General features: G+C 70.0%; 17 protein-coding genes and 1 tRNA gene. 10 read left to right on the forward strand and 8 right to left on the reverse strand.

All coding sequences use genetic code 11. From position 1 onward, the window contains the following. Positions 1-88 precede the first annotated feature (88 nt). Positions 89-2,197, forward strand: coding sequence for a polyribonucleotide nucleotidyltransferase (gene pnp / locus M3U25_RS02815; protein ID WP_242081273.1), 2,109 nt, complete (start codon positions 89-91; stop codon positions 2,195-2,197). A gap of 278 nt (positions 2,198-2,475) precedes the next feature. Here pnp and M3U25_RS02820 read toward each other — a convergent pair whose 3' ends face one another. Both M3U25_RS02820 and M3U25_RS02825 read right to left on the reverse strand, forming a co-directional pair. Next, positions 2,476-3,819 carry an EAL domain-containing protein gene (locus tag M3U25_RS02820; RefSeq protein WP_355495050.1) on the reverse strand — a complete coding sequence of 448 codons (1,344 nt, stop codon included), beginning with the start codon at positions 3,817-3,819 and terminating at the stop codon, positions 2,476-2,478. 101 nt (positions 3,820-3,920) lie between these two features. Then, positions 3,921-4,247, reverse strand: a complete 327-nt coding sequence (locus M3U25_RS02825) for a DUF3175 domain-containing protein (protein ID WP_355495047.1) — start codon at positions 4,245-4,247, stop codon at positions 3,921-3,923. A gap of 532 nt (positions 4,248-4,779) precedes the next feature. Here M3U25_RS02825 and M3U25_RS02830 point away from each other — a divergent pair. The 5 genes from M3U25_RS02830 to M3U25_RS02850 all read left to right on the forward strand — a co-directional run bounded on the left by M3U25_RS02830 (position 4,780) and on the right by M3U25_RS02850 (position 13,788). Continuing rightward, positions 4,780-9,123, forward strand: coding sequence for a DEAD/DEAH box helicase (locus M3U25_RS02830; protein ID WP_355495044.1), 4,344 nt, complete (start codon positions 4,780-4,782; stop codon positions 9,121-9,123). Between the two features lie 435 nt (positions 9,124-9,558). Continuing rightward, on the forward strand, positions 9,559-11,223 hold the full coding sequence (locus M3U25_RS02835; protein ID WP_355495041.1) for a methyl-accepting chemotaxis protein: 1,665 nt from the start codon (positions 9,559-9,561) through the stop codon (positions 11,221-11,223). 82 nt (positions 11,224-11,305) lie between these two features. Next, complete coding sequence (locus M3U25_RS02840) at positions 11,306-12,988, forward strand: methyl-accepting chemotaxis protein (protein WP_242156726.1); 1,683 nt, start codon at positions 11,306-11,308, stop codon at positions 12,986-12,988. 11 nt (positions 12,989-12,999) lie between these two features. Further along, positions 13,000-13,521, forward strand: a complete 522-nt coding sequence (locus tag M3U25_RS02845) for a chemotaxis protein CheW (RefSeq protein ID WP_355495037.1) — start codon at positions 13,000-13,002, stop codon at positions 13,519-13,521. Between the two features lie 84 nt (positions 13,522-13,605). Then, positions 13,606-13,788: a hypothetical protein gene (locus M3U25_RS02850; RefSeq protein ID WP_160947082.1), complete on the forward strand. Its 183-nt coding sequence runs from the start codon at positions 13,606-13,608 to the stop codon at positions 13,786-13,788. Between the two features lie 221 nt (positions 13,789-14,009). Here M3U25_RS02850 and M3U25_RS02855 read toward each other — a convergent pair. Further along, positions 14,010-14,085, reverse strand: a tRNA-Ala gene (locus M3U25_RS02855). 234 nt (positions 14,086-14,319) lie between these two features. Between M3U25_RS02855 and M3U25_RS02860 the strand changes: the two genes are divergently transcribed. Next, the gene (locus M3U25_RS02860) at positions 14,320-14,727 is read left to right on the forward strand and encodes an H-NS family nucleoid-associated regulatory protein (RefSeq protein ID WP_019796325.1); all 408 of its coding nucleotides are present in this window, start codon (positions 14,320-14,322) and stop codon (positions 14,725-14,727) included. A 103-nt stretch (positions 14,728-14,830) separates the two neighbouring features. Here M3U25_RS02860 and rnd read toward each other — a convergent pair whose 3' ends face one another. After that, on the reverse strand, positions 14,831-15,916 hold the full coding sequence (gene rnd, locus M3U25_RS02865) for a ribonuclease D (RefSeq protein WP_355495032.1): 1,086 nt from the start codon (positions 15,914-15,916) through the stop codon (positions 14,831-14,833). 117 nt (positions 15,917-16,033) lie between these two features. Here rnd and M3U25_RS02870 point away from each other — a divergent pair, with 117 nt between their 5' ends. The 3 genes from M3U25_RS02870 (at position 16,034) to M3U25_RS02880 (ending at position 19,476) form a co-directional block, all read left to right on the forward strand. Then, positions 16,034-17,935, forward strand: a complete 1,902-nt coding sequence (locus M3U25_RS02870; protein WP_355495029.1) for a formylglycine-generating enzyme family protein — start codon at positions 16,034-16,036, stop codon at positions 17,933-17,935. Between the two features lie 56 nt (positions 17,936-17,991). Beyond that, positions 17,992-18,903 carry a M48 family metallopeptidase gene (locus M3U25_RS02875; RefSeq protein ID WP_242081267.1) on the forward strand — a complete coding sequence of 304 codons (912 nt, stop codon included), beginning with the start codon at positions 17,992-17,994 and terminating at the stop codon, positions 18,901-18,903. 114 nt (positions 18,904-19,017) lie between these two features. After that, entirely contained in the window at positions 19,018-19,476 is a 459-nt protein-coding gene (locus M3U25_RS02880) for a DUF6491 family protein (protein WP_355495025.1), read from the forward strand. A gap of 298 nt (positions 19,477-19,774) precedes the next feature. Here M3U25_RS02880 and M3U25_RS02885 read toward each other — a convergent pair whose 3' ends face one another. The 4 genes from M3U25_RS02885 to M3U25_RS02900 form a co-directional block, all read right to left on the reverse strand. Then, the gene (locus M3U25_RS02885) at positions 19,775-20,053 is read right to left on the reverse strand and encodes an oxidative damage protection protein (protein ID WP_160947078.1); all 279 of its coding nucleotides are present in this window, start codon (positions 20,051-20,053) and stop codon (positions 19,775-19,777) included. 41 nt (positions 20,054-20,094) lie between these two features. After that, positions 20,095-21,156 carry an A/G-specific adenine glycosylase gene (gene mutY / locus M3U25_RS02890; protein ID WP_355495022.1) on the reverse strand — a complete coding sequence of 354 codons (1,062 nt, stop codon included), beginning with the start codon at positions 21,154-21,156 and terminating at the stop codon, positions 20,095-20,097. 212 nt (positions 21,157-21,368) lie between these two features. Beyond that, positions 21,369-22,736 (reverse strand): signal recognition particle-docking protein FtsY, encoded by a 1,368-nt coding sequence (gene ftsY, locus M3U25_RS02895; protein WP_355495020.1) that lies wholly within the window; start codon positions 22,734-22,736, stop codon positions 21,369-21,371. Positions 22,737-23,092: 356 nt separating this feature from the next. Next, positions 23,093-23,800, reverse strand: coding sequence for an AraC family transcriptional regulator (locus M3U25_RS02900; protein WP_029562152.1), 708 nt, complete (start codon positions 23,798-23,800; stop codon positions 23,093-23,095). Positions 23,801-23,842 lie beyond the last annotated feature (42 nt).

Genomic DNA, 23,842 nt, shown 5'->3' on the forward strand with positions numbered 1-23,842 from the left:
GCGTCACCGGCCGGATCCTCCCGGCCACCCGCCAGCGGCATGGGCCGTCAGCGGTCCATTTGCAGACAGCATCATCCAAGGAAACCCCGTGGCAAAAATCACCAAAACCTTCCAGTACGGCAAGCACACCGTCACCCTCGAAACCGGCGAGATCGCCCGCCAGGCCGGCGGTGCCGTCATCGTCAAGATGGACGACACCGTACTGCTGGTCACCGCCGTCGCCGCCAAGAGCGCGCGCGAAGGTCAGGACTTCTTCCCGCTGACGGTCGACTATCAGGAGAAGTTCTACGCCGGCGGCCGCATCCCCGGCGGCTTCTTCAAGCGCGAGGGCCGTGCGACCGAGAAGGAGACGCTGATTTCGCGTCTGATCGACCGTCCGATCCGTCCGCTGTTCCCGGAGGATTACAAGAACGAAGTGCAGATCATCGCCACGGTGATGTCGATGAACCCGGACATCGACGGCGACATCGCCGCGCTGATCGGCGCCTCGGCCGCGCTGTCGCTGGCCGGCACTCCGTTCAAGGGCCCGATCGGCGCCGCCAAGGTCGGCTACAAGAACGGCGAGTACATCCTCAACCCGACCGTGTCGGACCTGAAGGAATCGCAGCTGGAGCTGGTCGTCGCCGGTACCGCCAACGCCGTGCTGATGGTCGAGTCCGAAGCCGCGCTGCTGTCCGAAGAAGTGATGCTGGGCGCGGTCACCTTCGGCCACCGCGAGATGCAGAAGGTCATCAACGCGATCAACGAGCTGACCGTCGAAGCCGGCACCAAGCCGTCCGAGTGGGTCGCCCCGGCCAAGAACGAGGCCATGATCGCCGCGCTGAAGGAAGCCGTCGGCGATCAGCTGGCCGCCGCCTTCCAGGTGCGCGACAAGCTGCAGCGCCGCGATGCCATCGCGGCGATCAAGAAGGACGTGCTGGCGCAGCTGGCGCCGCGCGCCACCGCCGAGAACTGGGTCGCTGCCGACCTGGCCAAGGAGTTCGGCGAGCTGGAATACCAGACCATGCGCGGTTCGGTGCTGAGCACCAAGGTGCGCATCGACGGCCGTGCGCTGGACACCGTGCGCCCGATCAGCGTGAAGGCCGGCGTGCTGCCGCGCACCCACGGCTCGGCGCTGTTCACCCGCGGCGAGACCCAGGCGATCGTGGTCACCACGCTGGGCACCGCCCGCGACGGCCAGGTGATCGACGCGGTCTCCGGCGAGTACAAGGAAAACTTCCTGTTCCACTACAACTTCCCCCCCTACTCGGTGGGCGAGTGCGGCCGCTTCGGCGCGCCCAAGCGTCGCGAGATCGGCCACGGCCGCCTCGCCAAGCGCGGCGTGCTGGCGGTGATGCCGACCATGGAAGAGTTCCCGTACACCATCCGCGTGGTGTCGGAAATCACCGAATCCAACGGTTCCTCGTCGATGGCCTCGGTGTGCGGCAGCTCGCTGGCGCTGATGGACGCCGGCGTGCCGGTGAAGGCGCCGGTGGCCGGTATCGCCATGGGCCTGGTGAAGGAAGGCAATGACTTCGTGGTGCTGTCGGACATCCTGGGCGATGAAGATCACCTGGGCGACATGGACTTCAAGGTCGCCGGTACCGCCGAGGGCGTGTCCGCGCTGCAAATGGACATCAAGATCGAAGGCATCACCGAGGAGATCATGAAGCAGGCCCTGGCCCAGGCCAAGGCCGGCCGCCTGCACATCCTCGGCGAGATGGCCAGCGCGCTGACCAGCCCGCGTGCGGAGCTGAGCGACTACGCGCCGCGCCTGCTGACCATCAAGATCCACCCGGACAAGATCCGCGAAGTGATCGGCAAGGGCGGTTCGACCATCCAGGCGATCACCAAGGAAACCGGCACCCAGATCGACATCCAGGACGACGGCACCATCGTCATCGCCTCGGTCAATGCGATCGCGGCGCAGGCCGCCAAGTCGCGCATCGAGCAGATCACCTCGGACGTCGAGCCGGGCCGCATCTACGAAGGCAAGGTCGCCAAGATCATGGACTTCGGCGCGTTCGTGACCATCCTGCCAGGCAAGGACGGCCTGGTGCACGTCTCGCAGATCTCCAGCGAGCGCGTGGAGAAGGTCGGCGACAAGCTGAAGGAAGGCGACGTGGTCAAGGTCAAGGTGCTGGAAGTCGACAAGCAGGGCCGTATCCGCCTGTCGATGAAGGCCGTCGAGGAAGGCGAGGGCGTGTCGGCCGAATAAGCCGCTGGCGTCCACTGCCGTTTCAAAAAAGCGGGCTTCGGCCCGCTTTTTTCTTGCCTCGCATTTGCGCAGGTGCCGCGTCTGGCGCGTGGCGTTCTTGTCGACGCCGGTGTGGGTTCTGGGGCGAGGCGGGGGCACTGCAGGAGCGGCTCTTGTTCCCTTTTTGGGATCAGCCGCGACGGGGCATTACCGTTGGCGCCCGGTCGCGGCTGAAGCCGCTCCTACACACGATGTTCGTGGCGGGCGTGTCTGGCACGCAACGCTCGATCGCCCGCGACTCAGCCGATGCCGTCGCCGATCGCCGGATAACGCGCCAGGTGCGCCGACAGCGGCCCGGGATGGGCGAGCTGGTAGCCCTGGCCGTAACGCGCGCCCAGCGCCTGCAGCGTCGCCAGTTCGCTCTCGGTCTCGATGCCTTCGACCACCACGTCCGCATTGGTTTCCGCGGCGAAGGACAGGATCGCCATCGCCAGCCGCTGGCGGCGCGGTTCGGCGTCGATGCCGCGGGTCAGGGTCAGGTCCAGCTTGATGATGTCCGGCGCCAGGTGCAGCAGGTGGCGCAGGCTGGCGAAGCCGGTGCCGGCATCGTCCAGGGCGATGCGCAGGCCCTGCCGCTGCAGCAGGCCGATGTGGTCGGACAGGCGCGGATAGTCCGGCGCCTGCAGTTGCTCGGTGATCTCCAGCACGATCCGCGACAGGTCGTGGCCGTGCAGCAGCGCCTGCAGTTGCGGATGCAGCAGGGTCTGCGCGGACACGTTGATCGCCAGGTAGACCGGTGCCGGCAACTGCGCCAGCAGGTCCAGCGCCTTGCGCGCGGCGGCCAGTTCCAGCTCCAGCGCCAGCCCGACCCGGCTCGCATCGTCGAACCAGCGCAGCGGCGGCAGCGCCGGATTGGCCGGGAAGCGCGACAGCGCTTCCACGCCGACGATGCGCTGCGATGCCAGTGCCAGCACCGGCTGGGTCACGATCTGCAGGCGCCCACCGGCGATGGTTTCGCGGATGCGGGTGGCGATCGCCGCCTTCTCGCGGAACGCGTGTTTCTCCACGTCCTGGCGGCGCGCGATGTCGGTCTGCAGCGCCGCGCGGTCCATCGCCAGCGCCAGCGTCGCCCCGACAAGCGTCGCCAGCAGTTCCAGCGTGCGCACGTCCTGCGCGCTGTAGGCATCGGGTTGCGGCGCCAGCACCTTGAGCACGCCGATGCTGCGGTCGCCGTAGCGCAGCGGCACCACCAGCATCGAGCGCAGGCCGATGCGCCGGCAGGCCTCGCGGTCGACCCGTGGGTCGATTTCCGAATCGTCGCAGCGCAACACCTGGCCGCTGCGCATGCACAGGCCGGACAGGCTGCCATTGCTGGGCAGGCGCAGGCCGAGGTGGCGTTCGGCGACGCCGCTGGCCGACCAGTACAGCATGTCCTTGCCGTCGCACATCTCCACCACCGCGCCGTTGGAGCGGGTCAGCTCCTGCGCGCGGCGGGTGACCACGTCGACCACCTGCAGCGGATCGCCGCCGGCCGCGGCGATCTCGCCCTGCGCCAGGATGATGCGCGACAGCAGCGCCGCGTCGTCTTGCGTCGCGGCGGCAGCGTGCTGGATGAGGTCCGAAATGCCGGATGCCTTGGCCATGTCCGCATCATGTGGCACTACGTCGGAGGACGGCAACGGGCGGCGTGCGCCAGGCCCGGGCAGCGTGCGGAACTGATCGCTCCATCACGCTGCGCGGCCGCTTACGCTCTGTCGCTGGCGTCGCCCTTGCGCGGTTTGCCGTACAGGCTGCGCAACTCGTCCTTGGCCTGCTCGAGGATCTGTCGGCGTTGCGCCGGCAACTGATCGCCGGCGCGATTGATGTAGAAGGTCAGCATCGACATGGCCGAACGATACGGACCGGTGCGGCGGCGTGCGTGCAGGTCGGCCGATTGCTTGAGTGCGCGCGCGATCGCGGTCGGGTCGTTGCCTTCGAACACGTTCGGCGCGACGCCAAGCGACTGTGGTGCGTCGCTGCCGCGGCGCTGGCTCAGGTCGTTGTTGGAGAGGTACGGGCTGCTCTGTGCCATTGGTGATGCTCCTTGGCGATGGCGGTGGAGAGGTGAAACGCATGCGCAGTCCGGCAATGCAGGACCCGATGGCGGATGCCGCCGCCATCGCTGCCGCACGCCAACAGGCGACGGCAGTTCGACATCGAAGGGAGACGGAGGCGGGGCGACGCGAACGCGCGCCGCCGCGATCGCGCGTGGGACGTGGAGCGTCCCGTGCGCGGTTGATGGGCGATACCGGTGTTCGCTGGTGTTGCCGTGCCGCATTCCGTTCCCAGAAACAAAGCTTGTGCGTTTGCGCAAACGCTAGGCCGGGATACGTGATGTCGTCGACAACATAACCGCGTGATGCGGAGCGAGTGGTAGACATTATGTCGTTCGATGAACGCTTAATGGAAAACCCCCTAAAAACAGCGCTCCCGTGTGAATGTGCTTGATCGCCTGGATAACGTCACCATTTTCATTGGCGAGGCGATGACGCGAGACAGTCGCGTGGACAATGCGCAAAACGTGGCATCGCTGCGCGCCGCACCTCGGCGGTACAGGAGATCGCATGTCGTTGGCGCACACGCGCTTTCATCCCGCCGTTGCACGCTGGTTCGAACAGCGTTTCGCTGCGCCCACGCCGGCGCAGGCGGCGGCGTGGCCGGCGATCCAGGCGGGACGGCACACCTTGGTTGCCGCGCCGACCGGCTCCGGCAAGACCCTCACCGCGTTCCTCGCCGCGCTGGATGCGCTGGTGCGTGAAGGCCTGCGCGACGGCGGCCTGCAGGACCGCACCCAGGTGCTGTACGTGTCGCCACTGAAAGCGCTTTCAAACGATATCCAGCTCAATCTCGAGGCGCCGCTGCAGGGCATCCGCGCCGAGCTGGCGGCGCTGGGCCTGCCGGATGTGCAGATCCGCACCGCGGTGCGTACCGGCGACACCCCGCAGCGCGAGCGCGCGCAGGCGCGGCGGCGTCCGCCGCACGTGCTGGTGACCACGCCGGAGTCGCTGTACGTGCTGCTCGGCTCGGTGTCCGGGCGCAAGACGCTGCGCCATGTGCGCACGGTGATCGTCGACGAGATCCATGCGCTGGCGGCGAACAAGCGCGGCAGCCATCTGGCGCTGTCGCTGCAGCGGCTGCAGCATCTGTGCGAGGTGCCGCCGCTGCGCATCGGCCTGTCGGCGACGCAGAAGCCGATCGATGCGGTTGCGCGTTTCCTGGTCGGCAGCGCGGCGGTGCACGACGACCAGGCGGACTGCGCCATCGTCGACATCGGCTATGCGCGCGCCCGCGACCTGGCGCTGGAGGTGCCGCCGACACCGCTCAGCGTGACCATGTCCGCCGATCAGTGGCAGCAGGCGTACACGCGTCTGGCCGAACTGGTGCGCGCGCACCGCACCACCCTGGTGTTCGTCAACACCCGGCGCATGGCCGAGCGCACCGCCCGCCACCTGGGCGAACTGCTCGGTGCGCAGGCGGTGGCGGCGCATCACGGCAGTCTGGCGCGCGAGACCCGGCTGCTCGCCGAGCGCCGGCTCAAGGCCGGCGAACTGCAGGTGCTGGTAGCCACCGCGTCGCTGGAACTGGGCCTGGACATCGGCGACGTCGACCTGGTCTGCCAGCTCGGCTCGCCGCGGTCGATCGCCGCGTTCCTGCAGCGCGCCGGTCGCTCCGGGCATGCGGTGGGCGGCACGCCGAAGGCGCGGCTGTTCCCGCAGTCGCGCGACGACCTGGTCGAGTGCGCGGCCTTGCTGGATTGCGTACGCCGCGGCGAACTGGATGCGCTGCGCATGCTTGATGCGCCGCTGGACGTGCTCGCCCAGCAGCTCGTCGCCGAGGTGGCCTGCCAGGAGTGGGAGGAAGACGCGCTGTATGCGCTGGTGCGTGGCGCCTGGCCGTATGCGGCGTTGCCGCGCGCGCAGTTCGACGCGGTGCTGCGCATGCTCAGCGAAGGCTTCAGCACGCGACTGGGGCCGCGCGCCGGCTATCTGCATCGCGATGCGGTACATCGCCGCGTTCGCCAGCGCCGCGGCGCGCGGATGGCGGCGCTCACCTCTGGCGGCACCATCCCCGAGACCGGCGACTACAGCGTGGTGCTGGAGCCGCAGGCGCAGACCATCGGCACGGTCAACGAGGATTTCGCGGTGGAGAGCCTGGGCGGCGACGTGTTCCAGCTCGGCAACGCCAGCTACCGCATCCTGCGCGTGGAAGCCGGGCGGGTGCGGGTGGAGGATGCGCGCGGTGCGCCACCCAATATCCCGTTCTGGATCGGCGAAGCGCCCGGGCGCAGCGACGCGCTGTCGCTGGGCGTGTCGCGGCTGCGGGCCGAGGTCGAGCAGGCGCTGGCGCAGGGTGGGGCGGCGCAGGCGCTGCAGTGGCTGTGCGGCCCGCTGGCGCTGGATGCGGCTGCCGCGCAGCAGATCGTCGACTACCTCGGCCGCGCGCATGCGGCGCTGGGCGCCTTGCCGACCCAGCAGTGCATCGTGCTGGAGCGTTTCTTCGACGCCACCGGCGGCACCCAGTTGGTGATCCACAGCGTCTACGGCAGCCGCATCAATCGGGCCTGGGGCCTGGCCCTGCGCAAGCGCTTCTGCCGCACCTTCAATTTCGAGTTGCAGGCGGCGGCGACCGAGGATGCGATCGTGCTGTCGCTGTCGACCCGGCACAGCTTCGCCCTGGACGAGGTGGCGCGCTACCTGCGTGCCGCCTCGGCGCTGGACGTGCTGGTGCAGGCCCTGCTGGACGCGCCGCTGTTTGGCGTGCGCTGGCGCTGGAATGCCACCAACGCGCTGGCGCTGCCGCGCTTCACCGGCGGGCGCAAGGTCGCGCCGCAATTGCAGCGGATGAAGTCCGAGGACCTGCTGGCCACGGTCTTCCCCGATCAGGTGGCCTGCGCGGAGAACCTGGTCGGCGAGCGCGAGATTCCCGAGCATCCGCTGGTGGCGCAGACCCTGCGCGACTGCCTGGACGAGGCGATGGACAGCGCCGGCTGGCTGCAGCTGCTGCGCCGCCTCGAGGCCGGCGACGTGCGCGTACTGGCGCGCGAACTGACCGCGCCGTCGCCGCTGGCGGCCGAGGCCCTGGATGCGCGGCCCTATGCCTTCCTCGACGACGCCCCGCTGGAGGAGCGGCGGACCCAGGCCGTGCACAGTCGCCGCTACCAGGACCCGGACAACGCCGACGATCTCGGCCAGTTGGATCCGCAGGCGATCGCCGCGGTGCGCGAGGAGGCCTGGCCGCAGCCGCGCAGCCGCGACGAGATGCACGAGGCGCTGCTCACGCTCGGCGTGGTGAGCATGGACGAGGCCGCCGCGCAGCCGCAGTGGCAGCAGTGGTTGGGTGAACTGGCGGAAGACGCGCGTGCCACCTGCCTGCATGGCGTGGATGGCGGTGCGGCGGCGTTGTGGGTGGCCGCCGAGGCGCTGGCGGCGGTGGCGCCGCTGTATCCGCAGGCCGGCGCGCAACCGGTCATCGCCGTGCCCGAGGGCTACGCGGTCGCCGAGTGGGAGCGCGACAGCGCATTGCGCGAACTGCTGCGCTGGCGCCTGGCCGGGCTGGGGCCGGTCACCGCCGAGGCGCTGGCGGCGCCGCTGCACCTGCCGCTGCGCGAGGTGCAGGCCGGGCTGCTGGCGCTGCAGCAGGACGGCTATGTGCTGGGCGGGCGGTTCAGCGCCGATGCCGATGCCGAGGAGTGGTGCGAGCGGCACCTGCTGGCGCGCATCCACCGCTACACCCTCGGCCGCCTGCGTCGCGAGATCGAGCCGGTGGCGCCGCGCGACTACGCGCGCTTCCTGTTCCGCTGGCAGCATCTGGATGCGCTGGGCCAGGTGGAGGGCGCCGAGGCGCTGGCCACGGTGCTGGCGCAACTGGAGGGCGTGGAGGCCGCGGCGCCGCTGTGGGAGGCGGAACTGCTGCCGGCGCGGGTGCGCGACTACCGCCCGGCATGGCTGGACGAGGCCTGCAGCGCCGGCCGTACGCTGTGGACGCGATTGCGTCCCGGCGCCGGCGGCGCCGCGCCGACGCTGCGCAGCACGCCGATCCTGCTGCTGCCGCGACGCAGCGCCGGACAGTGGTCGCGGCTGTCGCCAGCGCCGGAGGCCGGCGCGCTGGGGTCGCGCGCGCGCAAGGTCGCCGACCATCTCGAGGCGCACGGCGCCTCGTTCTTCGACGAGATCGCCGAGGCCACGCGCCTGCTGTCCACCGAGTTGGAGGCGGCACTGGCCGAACTGGTCGCCGCCGGCCGGGTCCATTGCGACAGCTATGCCGGCCTGCGCGCCTTGCTGGTGCCGACATCGAAGCGGCCCTCGGCGCTGTCGCGGCGCCGGCCGCGCATGGCGCTGTACGGCGGCATCCAGGATGCCGGGCGCTGGGCGGTACTGCGCACCGGTGTCGAGGCCGACGACCCGGCCGCGCGCAGCGAGGCGGTCGAGCACGTCGCGCGCACCCTGCTGCGCCGCTACGGCGTGGTCTGCTGGCGCCTGCTCGAGCGCGAGGCGGTGTGGCTGCCGCCGTGGCGCGAGCTGCTGCGGGTCTACCAGCGCCTGGAGGCGCGTGGCGAGATCCGCGGTGGGCGCTTCATCGATGGCCTGTCCGGCGAACAGTTCGCCCTGCCGGAGGCGATCGGCCTGCTGCGGCACGTGCGCCGCCAGCCCGGCGACGGCAGCTGGGTGTGCGTGGCCGCCGCCGATCCGGCCAACCTGCTCGGCAGCGTGTTGCCCGGCGCGCGCGTGCCGCGGGTGGCGGGCGCGCGCGTGCTGTACCGGGACGGCGTGCCGATGGCGAGCTGGGTCGGCGAGCGCTTCGAAGCGCTGCAGGACATGGATGCCGAAGCGCATGCGCGCGCGCAACGGCTGTTGCGCGGTGGCAGTGCGGCGGAACGGCGAACGGTCGTGGCACTGCCGATGGTGTGAAGGCGCTGCGCCTTGCCCGCGCCCGCTCAGTGCGTTTGCGGTATATCGGCGCTGCTTTCACATTCTGTCTACAAATTAAAGGGGTTGGTATCCCACTTCGTCCTCGGCGCAAAACCGGGGGCATCTGCCCTTGCAGAACAACTGCGGCATCCGCGCCGAGCGGTCCTCGTGTTCCCTTTTCTGTGTTGAGTGCCGTGGCGCAAGGTTCGTTGCGCATTCACGAATGTCGCGAAAACATCCGCGTTATGCGGGATTCCGCAATTTTCACGCGATTTAAAGGCGTCCTCAATTGCGCCGATAGCCCTCACGCATGACGTTGCAGCGCAGCGTTCCCCCTCGCGACCTGGCGAGCGGGACTGCTCCGCGAGGCGCCGCGAAACGCAGCCGGATGCATCGCCCGGCGCAAGCGGACACACACAAATCGGGGTACACACCATGTTGGGCAATATGAAAATCGGGGTCAGGCTGACGGCGGCGTTTCTGATCGTGGCGGCGATCGGCGCCTGCATCGGCTGGGTCGGCATCCGCAACTCGGGCCGCATCAACGACTACGCCACGGTGCTGTACGAACGCGAGTTGCTCGGCTTGTCGCACCTGAAAGAGGCCAACATCAACCTGATCAATGCCGGCCGTTCGCGCGCCAACCTGCAGTTGGCCAGCACGGCGGAAGACCGTGCCAAGCACGTCGCCAGCCTCGATAAGTACACCGCCAAGGTGGTCGAGCACATGGACAAGGCCAGGGCCTCGTTCGACGACCCGGACACGCTGGCCAAGCTGGTCCGCTTCGACCAGGTGTGGAAGACCTACCTGGAGCGGCGCGGCCAGTTCGTCGACTCGGTGATGCGCGAGCCGCTGCCGGAAGGCAATCCGCAGCTGGCCGCACTGTCCAAGAGCGTACGCAGCAGCTCCGACGAACTGGATGTGCTGATGTCCGAGCTGAGCGAGATCAAGGAAGCGAATGCGTCCAAGGCCAACGACGCCACCGACGAGATCTACGCCAGCAGCACCCGCACCATGCTCGCCATCGTGATCGGCGGCGTGCTGCTCGGCGTGGGCCTGGGCGTGTTCATCAGCCGCAGCGTGACCCGGCCGATCGGCAAGGCGGTCAGCGTGGCCAATGCGCTGTCCGAGGGCGACCTGAGCATGTCCATCGACGTGCGCGGCCGCGACGAGACCGCGCAGTTGCTGTTGGCGATGCAGCGCATGGTCGCGAAGCTGCAGCAGGTGGTCGGCGAGGTCAACGCCAGTGCGCAGAGCCTGGCCGGCGCCTCGGAAGAAGTCAGCGCCACCGCGCAGTCGTTGAGCCAGGCCTCGACCGAGCAGGCCGCCGGCGTGGAGGAGACCAGCGCGTCGCTGGAGCAGATGACCGCGTCCATCGCGCAGAACACCGACAACGCCAAGATCACCGACGGCATGGCCGCGCAGGCGGCCCGCGAGACCCTGGAAGGCGGCGAGGCGGTGGTGGCCACGGTGGCGGCGATGAAGCAGATCGCGCACAAGATCGGCATCATCGACGACATCGCCTACCAGACCAACCTGCTGGCCTTGAACGCGGCGATCGAGGCCGCGCGTGCCGGCGAGCATGGCAAGGGCTTCGCGGTGGTGGCCGCGGAAGTGCGCAAGCTGGCCGAGCGCAGCCAGGTGGCCGCGCAGGAGATCGGCGAGGTCGCCGGTTCCAGCGTGGAACTGGCCGAACGCGCCGGACAACTGCTGGAAACCATCGTGCCCAGCATCAAGAAGACCTCGGACCTGGTGCAGGAGATCACCGCCGCCTCGCAGGAGCAGTCCTCCGGCGTCAACCAGATCAATGCGGCGGTGGTGCAGCTGAGCCAGATCACCCAGCAGAACGCCACCGCCTCCGAAGAGCTGGCGGCCACCGCCGAATCGATGAGCACGCAGGCCGTGCAGTTGCAGGAGAGCATGGCCTTCTTCCAGCTGTCCGCTGCCACGCGCCGCGCCACGCACGTGCTGGATGAAAGCGAGGCGGCGCCGCTGCGTGCGGCCGGCGCGCGCTGGTCGGCGCGTACGCCATCCGCGGCCGCGCGCCGCCCGGGCGCAGGCAATCGCGACCGCAGCGAAGCGCTGCTGGGCCACGCCTGATCCATTCCCTGGCGGCGCCGGTGGCGCCGCCAGTTCCGTGTCGCTGTCGTTGTCACAACTGCCCCATTGTCGGGAGAGTGCCGTGCTGAAGAATCTCAAAGTCGCAACCAAACTCTACGGCGGCTTCGCCGTGGTCCTGTGCATCCTGCTGGCCCTGGCCGGCGTGGCCTACTTCAACGTGTCGGCGTTGTCGCAGGCCAATTACTGGAACACCCACACCTACAAGGTGATCGCCGAAGTCGATGCCGCGCTCAGCAGCCTGATCAACATCGAGACCGGTACCCGCGGCTTCTCGCTGACCGGCGAGGACACCTTCCTGCAGCCCTACCGCGACGGCGTCGCCAGCTTCGACAGCCACCTGCGCACGGCGCAGGAGCTGACCGCGGACAATCCCAAGCAGCAGGAGCGCCTGAACGCGCTGAAGCAGACCCAGGCGCAATGGCTCAGCCAGGCGGTGCATCCGCAGATCGCGCTGCGCAAGAACGTCAACGAGGGCCAGGCGACGATGGAAGCGCTGGCCGCGTCGGTACGCGCCTCCAAGGGCAAGGCCTACATGGATGCGATGCGCGACCGCATGGCCGAAGTGCGCCGCGCCGAGAGCGACTTGCTGGCGGTGCGCGCCGCCGAGGCCGAGCAACTGCAGCAGCGCACCAACCTCACCCTGATCGTCGGCAGCCTAGTCGCGGCGCTGTGCGCCTCGGTGATCGGGTTCCTGATCGCGCGTTCGCTGATGAGTGAACTCGGCGGCGAGCCGAGCACGGTGATGGAAGTCGCTTCGCGGATCGCGCGTGGCGATCTCACCGTGCAGGTGCCGACCCGTCCCAACGACAGCACCAGCGCGATGGTGGCGCTGCAGGCCATGGTCGAGCGGCTGGCGGAAGTGGTGGGCGAGGTCAACGCCAGCGCGCAGTCGCTGGCCGGCTCCTCCGAGGAAGTCAGCGCTACCGCGCAGTCGCTGAGCCAGGCCGCCACCGAGCAGGCCTCCGGCGTGGAGGAGACCAGCGCCTCGCTGGAGCAGATGACCGCGTCCATCGCGCAGAACACCGACAACGCCAAGGTCACCGAAGGCATGTCGGCACAGGCGGCCAAGGAAGCGGTGGAGGGCGGCGAAGCGGTGCTGGCTTCGACCCATGCGATGAAGCAGATCGCGCAGAAGATCGGCATCATCGACGACATCGCCTACCAGACCAACCTGCTGGCGCTGAACGCGGCGATCGAGGCCGCGCGTGCCGGCGAGCACGGCAAGGGCTTCGCCGTGGTGGCGGCGGAAGTGCGCAAGCTGGCCGAGCGCAGCCAGGTGGCGGCGCAGGAGATCGGCGAGGTCGCCGCCAGCAGCGTGGGCCTGGCCGATCGCGCCGGCAACCTGCTCGGCACCATCGTGCCCAGCATCAAGAAGACCTCGGATCTGGTGCAGGAGATCGCCTCGGCCTCGCAGGAGCAGTCCTCCGGCGTCACCCAGATCAACCTGGCGGTGGCCCAGCTCAGCCAGGCCACGCAGCAGAACGCGGCGGCCTCCGAGCAACTGGCGGCCACCGCCGAGCAGATGAGCACCCAGGCCGAATCGTTGCAGCAGGCGATGGGCTTCTTCCGCCTCAACCGCGAACAGGAACTGGGCGCGCCACGCCGTGCCGTACCGGTGGCGCCCAGGCCGGCGGCCACGCGGCCCGTGCGCAGCGCCGGCAAGGGCCTGCGCCCGCGGGCACGCCAGGTTCCGGCCTACGCGCTGGCGGATGCGCCGGACGAAGGCCAGTTCGTCAACTTCTGAAGGGGAAGATCATGCACAACGATCGCTACGAGACCGCGGCCGGAGACACGCCGCAGAGCGGCTGCCAGTTCCTGACCTTCCAGCTGGATCGCGAACTGTTCGGGCTCAACATCGCCGGCATCCACGAGATCATCGAGTACCGCACGCCCACCCCGGTGCCGACCATGCCGGCCTGCGTGCGCGGGGTGATCAACCTGCGCGGCGCGGTGGTGCCGGTGGTGGACCTGCAGTCGCGGCTCGGCCGCGCGCCCAGCCAGGTCACCCGGCGCAGTTGCATCGTCATCGCCACTGCCGCCACCGACGAGGGCGGCCGCACGCAGTCGTTCGGCCTGCTGGTGGACGCGGTCAACGAGGTGCTGGAACTGCCGCCGCAGCAGATCGAGGCGCCGCCGGCCTTCGGCAGCGATATCCGCCGCGACCTGCTGCAAGGCATGGGCAAGCTGGAGGATCGGCTGGTGATCCTGCTGGACCGTGCGCGGCTGCTGCGCAGCGACGACATCGCCGAGGCCGGCACGCCGGCGCTGGCGGCGTGATGCCCGGCACGCCGTGATCGGTGCATCACGGCGCCCTCGCTAGGGTGGCAGCGGAGGGGCATCCGCCCCAGCGAGGTGCAGACCATGGCAAAAGACGAGACCACCCAGTCCGGCAAGCAGCAAGGCATCCACGAGGGCCAGCAGGACCGTGCCCAGGACGATACCGCCAAGCAGCGGCCCGGCCTGGAAGACCAGAAGCTGCGCGAGGCGCACGAGCGCGGCCCGCGCTCCGGCCAGGATCAGGCCGCGCAGGACGACAACGGCTGATCGAGCGAGCGGCGGGGCGCGCAGCGCGTCGGCGTCCCGCCGCTTTGCCTTAGTGAGAAGGCCGAGGGCCCGGGGCGCGCCATCGCCGGTCGCGCATGCAGGAGCGGCGTGATCGGGCGCGGTCAGCGCCAGGATCGGACGACAACCAGGACCGGCCAACAAAAAAGGCCAGAGAGCCTGGTGGCTGTCTGACCTTGCTTGCACCGTCGAAGACGGAAAGATGGTGGAGCGGAAGGGGATCGAACCCTCGACCTTCGCATTGCGAACGCGACGCTCTCCCAGCTGAGCTACCGCCCCACATCAGACGCGTAGTGTAACTGGGCACGGGGCCGCATGCCAAGGGGGGGGCAATGCAACATCCGCGGTGCCGGGGCGGGGGCCGGTCGGGACCCGCGAACGCGCTCAGCATGCTGTCTACAGCGTGCGCAGGGAGTCGATATACTCGGCGGCCGAAATCTCCCGCGGTGATTTCGTTCCGGACGAAACAAGCCGTCCGCTTCACACCTTTTACTAAAGACGGGTCTTTTACACATGACGGAAGTTCGCAACTTGCAACAGATCGCCGAAGCCAAGGCCAAGCTGCAGGAAGAAATGCGCAAGCTGGAAGAGCAGGAGCGGCAGGCGCGCGAGGGCGAAACCAATGCGGCGCATGCCAACGTGCTGTCGCTGCTGGAACAGTTCGCCGAGTTCTTCAGCGCCAAGCAGCGCAACGAGATCGCCGCCTACGTGACCAGCGCGGCGTCCAAGCCGGCCAGCAGCAAGTCCGCCGCCGGCGGCCGCAGCGAGGTCAAGCCGAAGTACCAGTTGCCGCATACCGGCGAAACCTGGTCCGGTCGCGGCCGCACGCCGAAGGCGTTCGCCGCCTGGGAAGGCACCGCCGCCTACAACGAATGGAAGGCGCGCCATCCGGATCTGAAGTTCCCGCTCTTCAAGTATTGAGCGGACGAAAAAAGGCCAGGATCTCCTGGCCTTTTTTATGCCCGATGCGCCGGGCGCAGGTGGCACGCGACGGCGCGATCGCGGCCGGACTCGGCCGCACCGCTCAACGCGTGCCGGCCAGCAGCGGCTGCAGCCGCGGTTCCAGTTCTCGCCGGCGCCAGCCCGCCAGCGGCTGTGGCCATTGCGCGCTTTCCAGCAGCGCTTCCAGGTGCTTGCGCGAGGCCAGCAGGCCGTCGGGCAGGCCGAGTTCGGCGCTGCGTGTGGCCACCGCGTCCTGCAGCCGCTTCAGCGCCGCCTTGTTGTCGTCGCTGGCGGCCAGCGCCTGCGGCGCGTCGGCCTCGTCGGCCAGCGGCGTGGTTAGCGCCTGCCACAGCGCATCGCTGAGCTTGCGCGGCGCCTTGGGGTGCTTGTCGAACAGGGCCAGCATGGCCGGCGGGTCCTGCGGCGGGAACCGCGCCAGGGTGGCGGCCAGTTCGTTGTCCAGGATCCAGCTGCGCGGCTTGTCGCTGTGCCGGGCCTGCGCGTCGCGCCAGCGCAACAGGCGCAGCAGGCGCAGTTGCGCGGGGCGGTCCATGAATTGCGCCGCGCGCATGCCCAGGTGCGGCCAGCGTTCGCCGTCGTCGTGCTCGACGGTGCCGAGCAGGCGTTCGCCGTCCTCGTGCAGCCAGTCGCTGCGCTCCAGGGTCTGCAAGCGCGCCTGCAGCGCGTCGTGCAGCGCGAACAGATGACGCACGTCGTCGGCGGCGTACTCCAGCTGCGCCGGCGACAGCGGGCGGCGCAGCCAGTCCGAACGGGTTTCGCCCTTGGCCAGGTGCACGCCGGTGATTTCCAGTACCAGCTTCTGGTAGCCCATGCCGGCGCCGAGGCCGGCCAGGCCGGCGGCGATCTGGGTGTCGAACAGGGGTCGCGGCAGGGTGCCGCAGGCGCACTTGAAGGCGACCAGGTCTTCGCTGGCGCTGTGCATGATCTTGAGGATGTCCGGGTCGCTCAGCCACGGCGCCAGCGCCTGTGGCATGCCCGGGATCAGCGGGTCGATCAGCAGGATTTCGTCGCCCACCGCCATCTGCACCAGCGCCAGTTGCGGCCAGTAGGTCCGCTCGCGGACGAATTCGGTATCCAGGCCGATGCGGGCCGGCCGCTGCGCCAGCCGTTCGCTCAGCTCGGCGGGTTGCTTGATCCAATAAGGCACGTGATTTCCGTTGACTGCAGGGTTTGCTCAGGCAGGCGAGAATAGCCTAACGTCGCTCCGCCGGCCGCACGGCGCGCCGGGTGGGGCGGCGTCGCATTGGTGACACGCCCTAGGGCCATGTTCGGAGGAAAGGTGCGCAGCAGCGGCGTTGTGATGGTCTGGAGCATGCTTGCGGCAGCGCTGGTCGGCTGTGCGCGGCAGCCGCCGACGCCGGCCGCCGATCCCGCGCCTGCGCGCGCCGCGGCGACCGCACCGGCGCGGTCGCCGCCGGCCCGGCCGGTGCAGGCGCCCAGCGTGACCATCGGCGGCGAGGACGCGGCCGAGACCGTGGCGCGCTGGCAGCCGCCGTTGCCGACCTTGACCCGCAGCGGCCTGCCGCAGGCGCGACGCGAGGCGGCCCGCGCACTGGCCGAGGACCGCCTGTTCGAGGACGCGCAGTCGGCGATTCCGCTGTACCTGGCGATCCGCAGCCTGGCGCCCAACGATCGCATCGCCCAGGACGGCCTGCGCAAGGCGCGGCGGCGGCTGCTGCAGCTCGGCGCGCAGGCGCTGCGCGACCCGGATCTTTCCGAGCACACCCTCGAACAGGCCGCACGTATCGCGATGGTGGCGCTGTGGCTGGATGCTGAGGACCCGGCGGTGCGGCGCCTGCAGCAGCGGGTGGAGACCGCATCGCGAGTGCTGGCCTACAACCGCGCCGGCGAGGACGACCTGCGCGGTGGCCGGCTGGGCGAGGACGGCAACGGCGCCCTGGCCAATTTCCGCGAGGCGCTGCTGCTGGATGCCGACGATGACCGCGCGCGGCAGGGCGTGGCGGCGGTGGAGAGCGCGCTGATCCGCCGCGCCGAGGCGGCTGCGGCGGCCTCGGACTTCGCCGCCGCCGGCAGCTGGCTGGCGCGCGCGGCGCGGGTGCGCGAGGACGCGGCCACGGTGCGCGACGCGCGCGTGCGCGTGGAGCAGGTGCGGGTGGCACGCATCGCCGCCTTGCGCGATGCCGGCCTGCGCGATCTGGCCACGCCGGCCGGATTGAAGTCGGCGCGCGAACGCCTGGGCGACGTGCTGCGCATCGCCGATCCCGGCGATCCGGTGGCGGCGATGCTGCGCGAACGCATCGACCTGGCCACCCACTACGGCAGTTTCCGCCCCGGCCAGGTGTTCACCGACGGCATGCGCGACGGCGGGCGCGGCCCGCAGATGATCGTGGTGCCGCACGGCGGCTTCCGCATGGGCGCGGCCGAGAGCGAACCCGGCGCCTCGCCGGCGGAGATGCCGCAGCACTACGTGCGCTTCGACCGCGGCTTCGCGATGTCGATCACCGAGGTCACCGTGGCCGAGTTCCGCCGTTTCGTGGAGGCCACCAATGCGCGTCCGCGCGCCACCCGGCGTGGCCATTCCACCGTCTACGACGAACGCAGCGGCAACTTCGTGCGCCGCAACGGCGTGGACTGGCAGTCCGATTACCAGGGCGCGCGCGCGGCGCCGAACAGCCCGGTGATGCACGTCAGCGTGCGCGACGCCGAGGCCTATGCGGCCTGGCTGTCGCAGCAGACCGGGCGGCACTACCGGTTGCCCAGCGAGGCCGAGTTCGAATACGCCCTGCGCGCCGGCAGCCGCGGCCGCTACCCCTGGGGCAACGCCGGCACGCCGCCGCGCGGCAGCGGCAACTTCACCGGCGGCGGCGACGTCTCGCCCAGCGGCCGGCACTGGCGCAACGCCTTCGTCGGCTACACCGACGGATTCTGGGGCCCGGCCCCGGTCGCCAGTTTTTCCGCCAACGCCTGGGGCCTGCACGACATGGCCGGCAACCTCAGCGAGTGGGTCGCCGACTGCTGGCATGCCAGCTACCGCCGCGCGCCGGCCGATGGCGCGGCCTGGTACAACCCGGGCTGCCGCTCGCGGGTGGTGCGCGGCGGCAACTGGGCCAATGCGCCCGAGCAGACCCGTGCGGCCTGGCGGCTGATGCAGGATTCGGACAGCACCAGCGCCCGCATCGGGTTCCGCCTGGTGCGCGGCATTTGACGCGGCCTGGCCGGTGCCGGTTCTACATTGCGTCACCAATCAGCGAGGGGAGCGGGATGAACGAGGTCTTCGGCCGCCAGGGCGGCGAACCGGGCGGCAGCCGCCGTGGGCCGCTGGGCGGGGTGCGTTGGCTGGTGCTGCTCGGCTTCGCGGTCTATGCCGGGTACTACTGGTTCTCCAACCGCAGCGAGGATCCCTATACCGGCGAGCAGGTGCTGATCGACCGCTCGTTGAACGTGGAGGACGAAAAGGCGCTGGGCCTGCAGGCCTACCGCGAGATCCTGGCGCAGGAACGGCCGCTGGACCCGCAGGCGCCGCAGGCGCAGCAGGTGCGCGCGATCGCGCAGCGGCTGATCGCCAAGGTCGACGTGGTCGAGGACGCGCTGGCCGCCGAACACGGCATGCAGGCGCGGCACGACGCGCGCAGCTTCGACTGGGACGTCAACGTGATTCCGTCCGAGCAGGCCAACGCGTTCTGCCTGCCCGGCGGCAAGATGGCGGTCTACACCGGCCTGTTCCCGGTTGCCGGCAATGCCGACGCGATGGCGGTGGTGATGGGGCACGAGATTGCGCATGCGCTGCTGCGGCATGGCGCGCAGCGCATGGCCCAGCAGAAGCTGACCCAGATCGGGCAGATGGCCGGCGCGGCCGGCGGCCTGGATCCGCAACAGCAGCAGATGGCGATGGCGGCGATGGGCTACGGCTACCTGCTGCCGTACGCGCGCAGCCACGAGACCCAAGCCGACGAGGTGGGCCTGATGCTGGCCGCCGCGGCCTGTTTCGACCCGCGCGAGGCGGTGCCGCTGTGGCAGCGGATGAGCGCCAGCAGCGGCGGCCAGGCGCCGCCGGAGTTCGCCTCCACCCATCCCAATCCGGGCACCCGCATCCAGAACCTGCAGGCGCTGATGCCCAAGGCGCTGGAGTACCGGCAGCGCTTCTGCGAATCGGCGCGCGGCACCGCGCAGTGACGGTGCGCGCCTGCCGGCGCGTGGCTGCCTTGTCGCTGAACGCCGCGCGCGGCTCCACGCGCGCGTGCACGGCGGCGGGCGCATGATGCGCTCCACACCATCAGGAGCATTGCCATGAAACGCCTGCTGCTGTCCTCTCTCCTCGCCACCGCGGTGCTGGCCGGCTGCGCCACCAATCGGCTCAGCGACGACGAGCGCCTGACCCTGTATCGCGCCCACGCCGGCGCGCCGGTGCGCGACTTCCAGTACTTCAACCAACTCAGCGGCTGGACCGCGCTCGGCGACAGCGCGCTGGCGGTGTGGACGCGGCCGAACCAGGCCTACCTGCTGGAATTCGCCGGCCCCTGCCAGGACCTGGATTTCGCCCCCAGCATCGCCATCACCCATTTCGGCAGCCAGGTTTCGGCGAAGTTCGACGACGTGCTGGTGCTCGGCGGCGGCCCCGGCGCGATTCGCCTGCCTTGCCGCATCGACAGCATCCGGCCGCTCGACGTCAAGGCGCTGCGCAGCTCGGAGAAGGAACTGCGCGAGGCCAAGGTACAGGAGCGGGCGCAGCAGGCGCCTGGGGGCTGAGGCAGTACTGGGATTCGGGATTCGCGAGGCGGCGGCTGGGCGAGTGCGATGTTGCACCGCCTCTCCCTGACGTTACAGGGTGTGGCCGGTTGCGTTAGGTGCGCTGCAATGCAGCGTGCGGCAAGCCCTAATAGCCCAGTGCGCACGCGTAGGAGCGGCTTCAGCCGCGACGGCTTTCCACGGGAAGCCTCGTCGCGGCTGAAGCCGCTCCTACGCGATGGCGTGATGCGTGACGAAGCGCGTGATTGGCGGTGTCCACGCGACGGTGCGTGCGCGTGAGTCCAAGCCGCGGCGCCGCTCAGGGCGCCTGGTCGGGCGCCACGTAGCCTTCGGGCTTGTCGGCGCCGCCCTGGAACAGGAACTTCTCCAGTTCCGTTTCCAGGAACGCGCGGTGCTTGGGGTCGCGCGGCGACAACCGGTTCTCGTTGATCAGCATGGTCTGGTGCGCCAGCCACGCCTGCCAGCCGGCCTTGCCGATGTGCGCGAACACGCGCTTGCCGAGCTCGCCGGGATACGGCACGTAATCGAGCCCTTCGGCGTCGCGTTGCTGGTACTGGCAGAAGACGGTGCGGGACATGGCAATTCCTGGCGATGCGCGCGACGCCGCGCGCGTGCGCGCTAGAGGCCGTCGAGCAGTTTGCGGATCGGTGCGGGCAGGCCCAGCGCCGACAGGTCGGCGCGCGCCACCCAGCGCAGATCGTCATTGTCGCCCAGCGCATCGCCCATGGCGACCTTGCGCAGGCGCAGCGGCTGCAGATGCAGGCGGTAATGGCTGAAGGTGTGCACGATCGGCGGCAGCGCTTCGGCATCCTCGTAGTCGCGCCCGCGCATCCAGCGCGCGTACCAGGCGCGCAGTTCGCTGTCGGTGTCGGCCTGCGGCAAGGTCCACAGCGAGGCCCAGATGCCGGTCGGCGGACGCCGCTGCAGCAGCAACTCGCCGGCGGCGTTCTCCAGCAACAGCGCCAGTGCTTCGCGCTCGGGCAGGGTCTTGCCCGGCTTGGGCGTGGGCAGCGCCTCGACCAGGCCGTCGCGGCGCGCCACGCAGTCGTCCTGCAACGGGCACAGCACGCAGGCCGGGTTGGCGCGGGTGCACAGGGTGGCGCCGAAATCCATCTGCGCCTGGGTGTAGTCGGCCATGCGTCCGTCGGGCACCGCGGCCACATGGTCTTGCGCGAGTGCCCACAGCGGTTTTTCCACTGCCGGCAGGCCGGGGTAGCCGGCGATGCCGTGATAGCGGGTCAGCACGCGCTTGACGTTGCCGTCGAGGATCGGGAAGCGGTCGTTCCAGGCCTGGCTGAGGATCGCGCCGGCGGTGCTGCGGCCGATGCCGGGCAGTGCATGCAGGGCCTCGAAATCGCGCGGCAACTCGCCGCCGTGCAGTTCCACGCAGCGCTTGGCGGCGGCATGCAGGTTGCGCGCGCGGGCGTAGTAGCCCAGCCCGGCCCATTGCGCCATGACCGCGTCGTTGTCGGCGGCGGCCAGGTCGGGCAGGGTCGGGAAGTGCTGCAGGAAGCGCAGGAAGTAGGGGATGACCACCGCCACCTGGGTCTGCTGCAGCATGATTTCCGACAGCCACACCCGGTACGGACTGCGCGGATGCTGCCAGGGCAGGTCGTGGCGCCCGTGGCGGTCGAACCAGGCGAGCAGGCGGGCGGGGAAGGTGTCGGAGGGCTGGCGCATGCTGGCTTCAGTGTCCTTCTCGCCGGAGAAGGAGCGGGAGGGGGCGGATGAGCGGCTCTGCTGTTCCTTCTCCCGCCGGGAGAAGGTGCCCCGCAGGGGCGGATGAGGGTGCGGGCGAAGCCTGGTGCGGTTGGAGTACCGCCGGTGCCGGCCTGGCGAACTCCGCCGCACCCTCACCCCAACCCCTCTCCCGGAGGAGAGGGGCTTAGGCGTTACGCACCCAGGGCGTCCGGCAGCAACGCGTCGACGAAGGCCTCGGCGTCGAACACGCGCAGGTCTTCGGGGCGTTCGCCGATGCCGGCGAAGCGGATCGGGATGCCGAACTCGCGGGCCAGGGCGAACACCACGCCGCCCTTGGCGGTGCCGTCGAGCTTGGTCACCACCAGGCCGGTGACGCCGACCGCGGCGTGGAACTGGCGCAGCTGCGACAGCGCGTTCTGGCCGGTGGTGCCGTCGATGACCATCAGCACCTCGTGCGGGGCGCTGGCGTCGAGCTTGCCGAGCACGCGGCGGATCTTGCCCAGTTCGTTCATCAGCCCGGTCTGGGTGTGCAGGCGGCCGGCGGTGTCGGCGATCAGCACTTCGGTGCCGCGCGCCTTGCCGGCCTGCAGCGCATCGAACGCCACCGAGGCGGCGTCGGCGTTCTGGCCCTGCGCGATCACGCTCACCCCGTTGCGTTCGCCCCAGGCCTGCAACTGCGCCACCGCCGCGGCGCGGAAGGTGTCGCCGGCGGCCAGCATCAGGCTGTGGCCCTCGTCCTTGAAGCGCTTGGCCAGCTTGCCGATGGTGGTGGTCTTGCCGACGCCGTTGACGCCGACGGTCAGCACCACGAAGGGCTTGGCGTTGCGGTCGATCTGCAGCGGCTTGGCGACCGGCTGCAGGATCGCCAGCAGGTCGGCGCGCAGCGCCTGCTGCAGCGCCCTGGCGTCGACGAACTCGCGCGCCTTCATGCGCTTGCGCAGGCTCTCGATCAGCGCGGTGGTGGCGGGGATGCCGACGTCGGCGGTGATCAGCGCGGTCTCGATCTCGTCGAGCAGGTCGTCGTCGAGCTTGGGATTGCGCGAGAACAGGCTGCCGACGCTGCGCGCGAAGCTGCTGTTGCGCAGGCGCTCGCGCCAGCCGGGCTTGCCCGCCGGGGCGGCTGGCAGCGCGTCGCTGCGCACCAGGTCGGCGTCGGCGGCGGGCACGGACGCGGTGGACGGCGCCGGGGCGGCCGGGGCGGGCGATGGCGTCGGTACGCTCGGTGCCGGCGCGGCGGCCGGGGCCGGCACGTAGGCCTGCGGTGGCGGCGTGGGCGCTGCGGGCGGCAGCGGCGTCGGTTGTGGCTGCGGCACAGCGACCGGGGCCGGCGCCTGCACGGGGTGTTCGGCGACCGGCGCGGGCGTCGGCTCCGGGGCAGCGGCGGGGACGGGAGCGGCGGGCGCGGCCTCAGCGGCAGGCGGCGCCGACGGCGCAGGCGCCGCGGGTTCGGCGCTTGCCGGCTTGGGGAAGGCGGCGGCCAGTTCCTCGATGCTGTAACGCTGCGTGCGGCTCTCGCCGGCGTTGTCCTGGGGCTTGTTGCGGCGGAATAGGCTGACCATGGATGACGCGTGGACCGGAAACGAAGAATGCTACCACTTGCGACCTGAGCGGCCGGTGCAGAGGAGGGCGAGCTGGGATGGTTAGCGGGGTGGGATTTGTGCGTCGTGAACGCGTGTGCGTCGGCGCGGTTTTATGCCTTTGATGGATCAACCGCGACTGGGGCGTTCCCGGTGAAGCCAAGCCCCCAGGGGCAAGCGCGGATGTGTCATGGTATTTCGATGCAATGGTTACGCCGGACCCTCACCCCAACCCCTGTACCAGGGGGAGAGGGGCTCTGCATTCGTAGCACCGCGATCTCCACGCCCGCATTCAGCAAAAAACGAATCCCCAATCCCGAATCCCCATTCCCAGCTCTTCACAGCTTGCCCTTCATCGACCGGTAGTCGCGCGGGGTCATACCCACGGTGGCCTTGAACTGGCGGGCGAAGGCGCTCTGGTCGGCGAAGCCGCACAGTTGGCCGATGCTGGCGATGCTGTCGTCGCCGTGCAGCAGGCGCATCGCCGCTTCGATGCGCATCTTGGTCAGCAGTTGCTGCGGGGTCAGCTGGAACACGCGGCGGAAGTGCCGCTCCAGTTGCGCCACCGACAGCTCGGCCAAGTCGGCCAGGGTCTGCACGCGCAGGTTGTCGCCGTAGTGCGCCTGCATGTGCTCCATGGCGCGGCTGATGCGCTCGTAGGCGGAGTGGCGGCTGTCCGGCTGGCCCAGGTCGCGGGAGATGCCGACCACGCCGATCACGTCCTCGCCCTCGCACAGCGGGCGCTTGAAGGTCAGGCACCAGCCCGGGGTGCGGTTCGGGAACAGGTGCACTTCCAACTGGTTCTCGATCACCTCGCCGCACAGCACGCGGCGGTCCTGCATCAGGTAGCTGCCGCCCAGCGGCAGCGGGAACACGTCCGCGGCGGACTTGCCGATCAGGTCGGCGCGGTACTTCTTGCCCAACCGCCGCACCAGGGTCAGGTTGACGTGGGTGTAGCGGCCGTCGCGGTCCTTCACGAAGAACACCACGTCCGGCAAGGCGTCGAACAGCGTCTGCAGTTCCAGTGCCGAAATCAGAGTGTCCATGGCGTTCACCTGCGGGAGTGGGCGGCGGTGCGGGCGCGCCGC

The organism is Xanthomonas sp. PPL134, from assembly GCF_040595915.1.
Lineage (GTDB): Bacteria > Pseudomonadota > Gammaproteobacteria > Xanthomonadales > Xanthomonadaceae > Xanthomonas_A > Xanthomonas_A indica.

Excerpts from the sequence above, each read along its gene's own strand:
- M3U25_RS02820 (WP_355495050.1), bottom strand. The coding sequence starts at position 3,819 with ATGGCCAAGGCATCCGGCATTTCGGACCTCATCCAGCACGCTGCCGCC.
- M3U25_RS02825 (WP_355495047.1), bottom strand. The coding sequence starts at position 4,247 with ATGGCACAGAGCAGCCCGTACCTCTCCAACAACGACCTGAGCCAGCGC.
- M3U25_RS02830 (WP_355495044.1), top strand. The coding sequence starts at position 4,780 with ATGTCGTTGGCGCACACGCGCTTTCATCCCGCCGTTGCACGCTGGTTC.
- M3U25_RS02835 (WP_355495041.1), top strand. The coding sequence starts at position 9,559 with ATGTTGGGCAATATGAAAATCGGGGTCAGGCTGACGGCGGCGTTTCTG.
- M3U25_RS02845 (WP_355495037.1), top strand. The coding sequence starts at position 13,000 with ATGCACAACGATCGCTACGAGACCGCGGCCGGAGACACGCCGCAGAGC.
- M3U25_RS02850 (WP_160947082.1), top strand. The coding sequence starts at position 13,606 with ATGGCAAAAGACGAGACCACCCAGTCCGGCAAGCAGCAAGGCATCCAC.
- M3U25_RS02860 (WP_019796325.1), top strand. The coding sequence starts at position 14,320 with ATGACGGAAGTTCGCAACTTGCAACAGATCGCCGAAGCCAAGGCCAAG.
- M3U25_RS02870 (WP_355495029.1), top strand. The coding sequence starts at position 16,034 with ATGTTCGGAGGAAAGGTGCGCAGCAGCGGCGTTGTGATGGTCTGGAGC.
- M3U25_RS02875 (WP_242081267.1), top strand. The coding sequence starts at position 17,992 with ATGAACGAGGTCTTCGGCCGCCAGGGCGGCGAACCGGGCGGCAGCCGC.
- M3U25_RS02880 (WP_355495025.1), top strand. The coding sequence starts at position 19,018 with ATGAAACGCCTGCTGCTGTCCTCTCTCCTCGCCACCGCGGTGCTGGCC.
- M3U25_RS02885 (WP_160947078.1), bottom strand. The coding sequence starts at position 20,053 with ATGTCCCGCACCGTCTTCTGCCAGTACCAGCAACGCGACGCCGAAGGG.
- mutY (WP_355495022.1), bottom strand. The coding sequence starts at position 21,156 with ATGCGCCAGCCCTCCGACACCTTCCCCGCCCGCCTGCTCGCCTGGTTC.
- ftsY (WP_355495020.1), bottom strand. The coding sequence starts at position 22,736 with ATGGTCAGCCTATTCCGCCGCAACAAGCCCCAGGACAACGCCGGCGAG.
- M3U25_RS02900 (WP_029562152.1), bottom strand. The coding sequence starts at position 23,800 with ATGGACACTCTGATTTCGGCACTGGAACTGCAGACGCTGTTCGACGCC.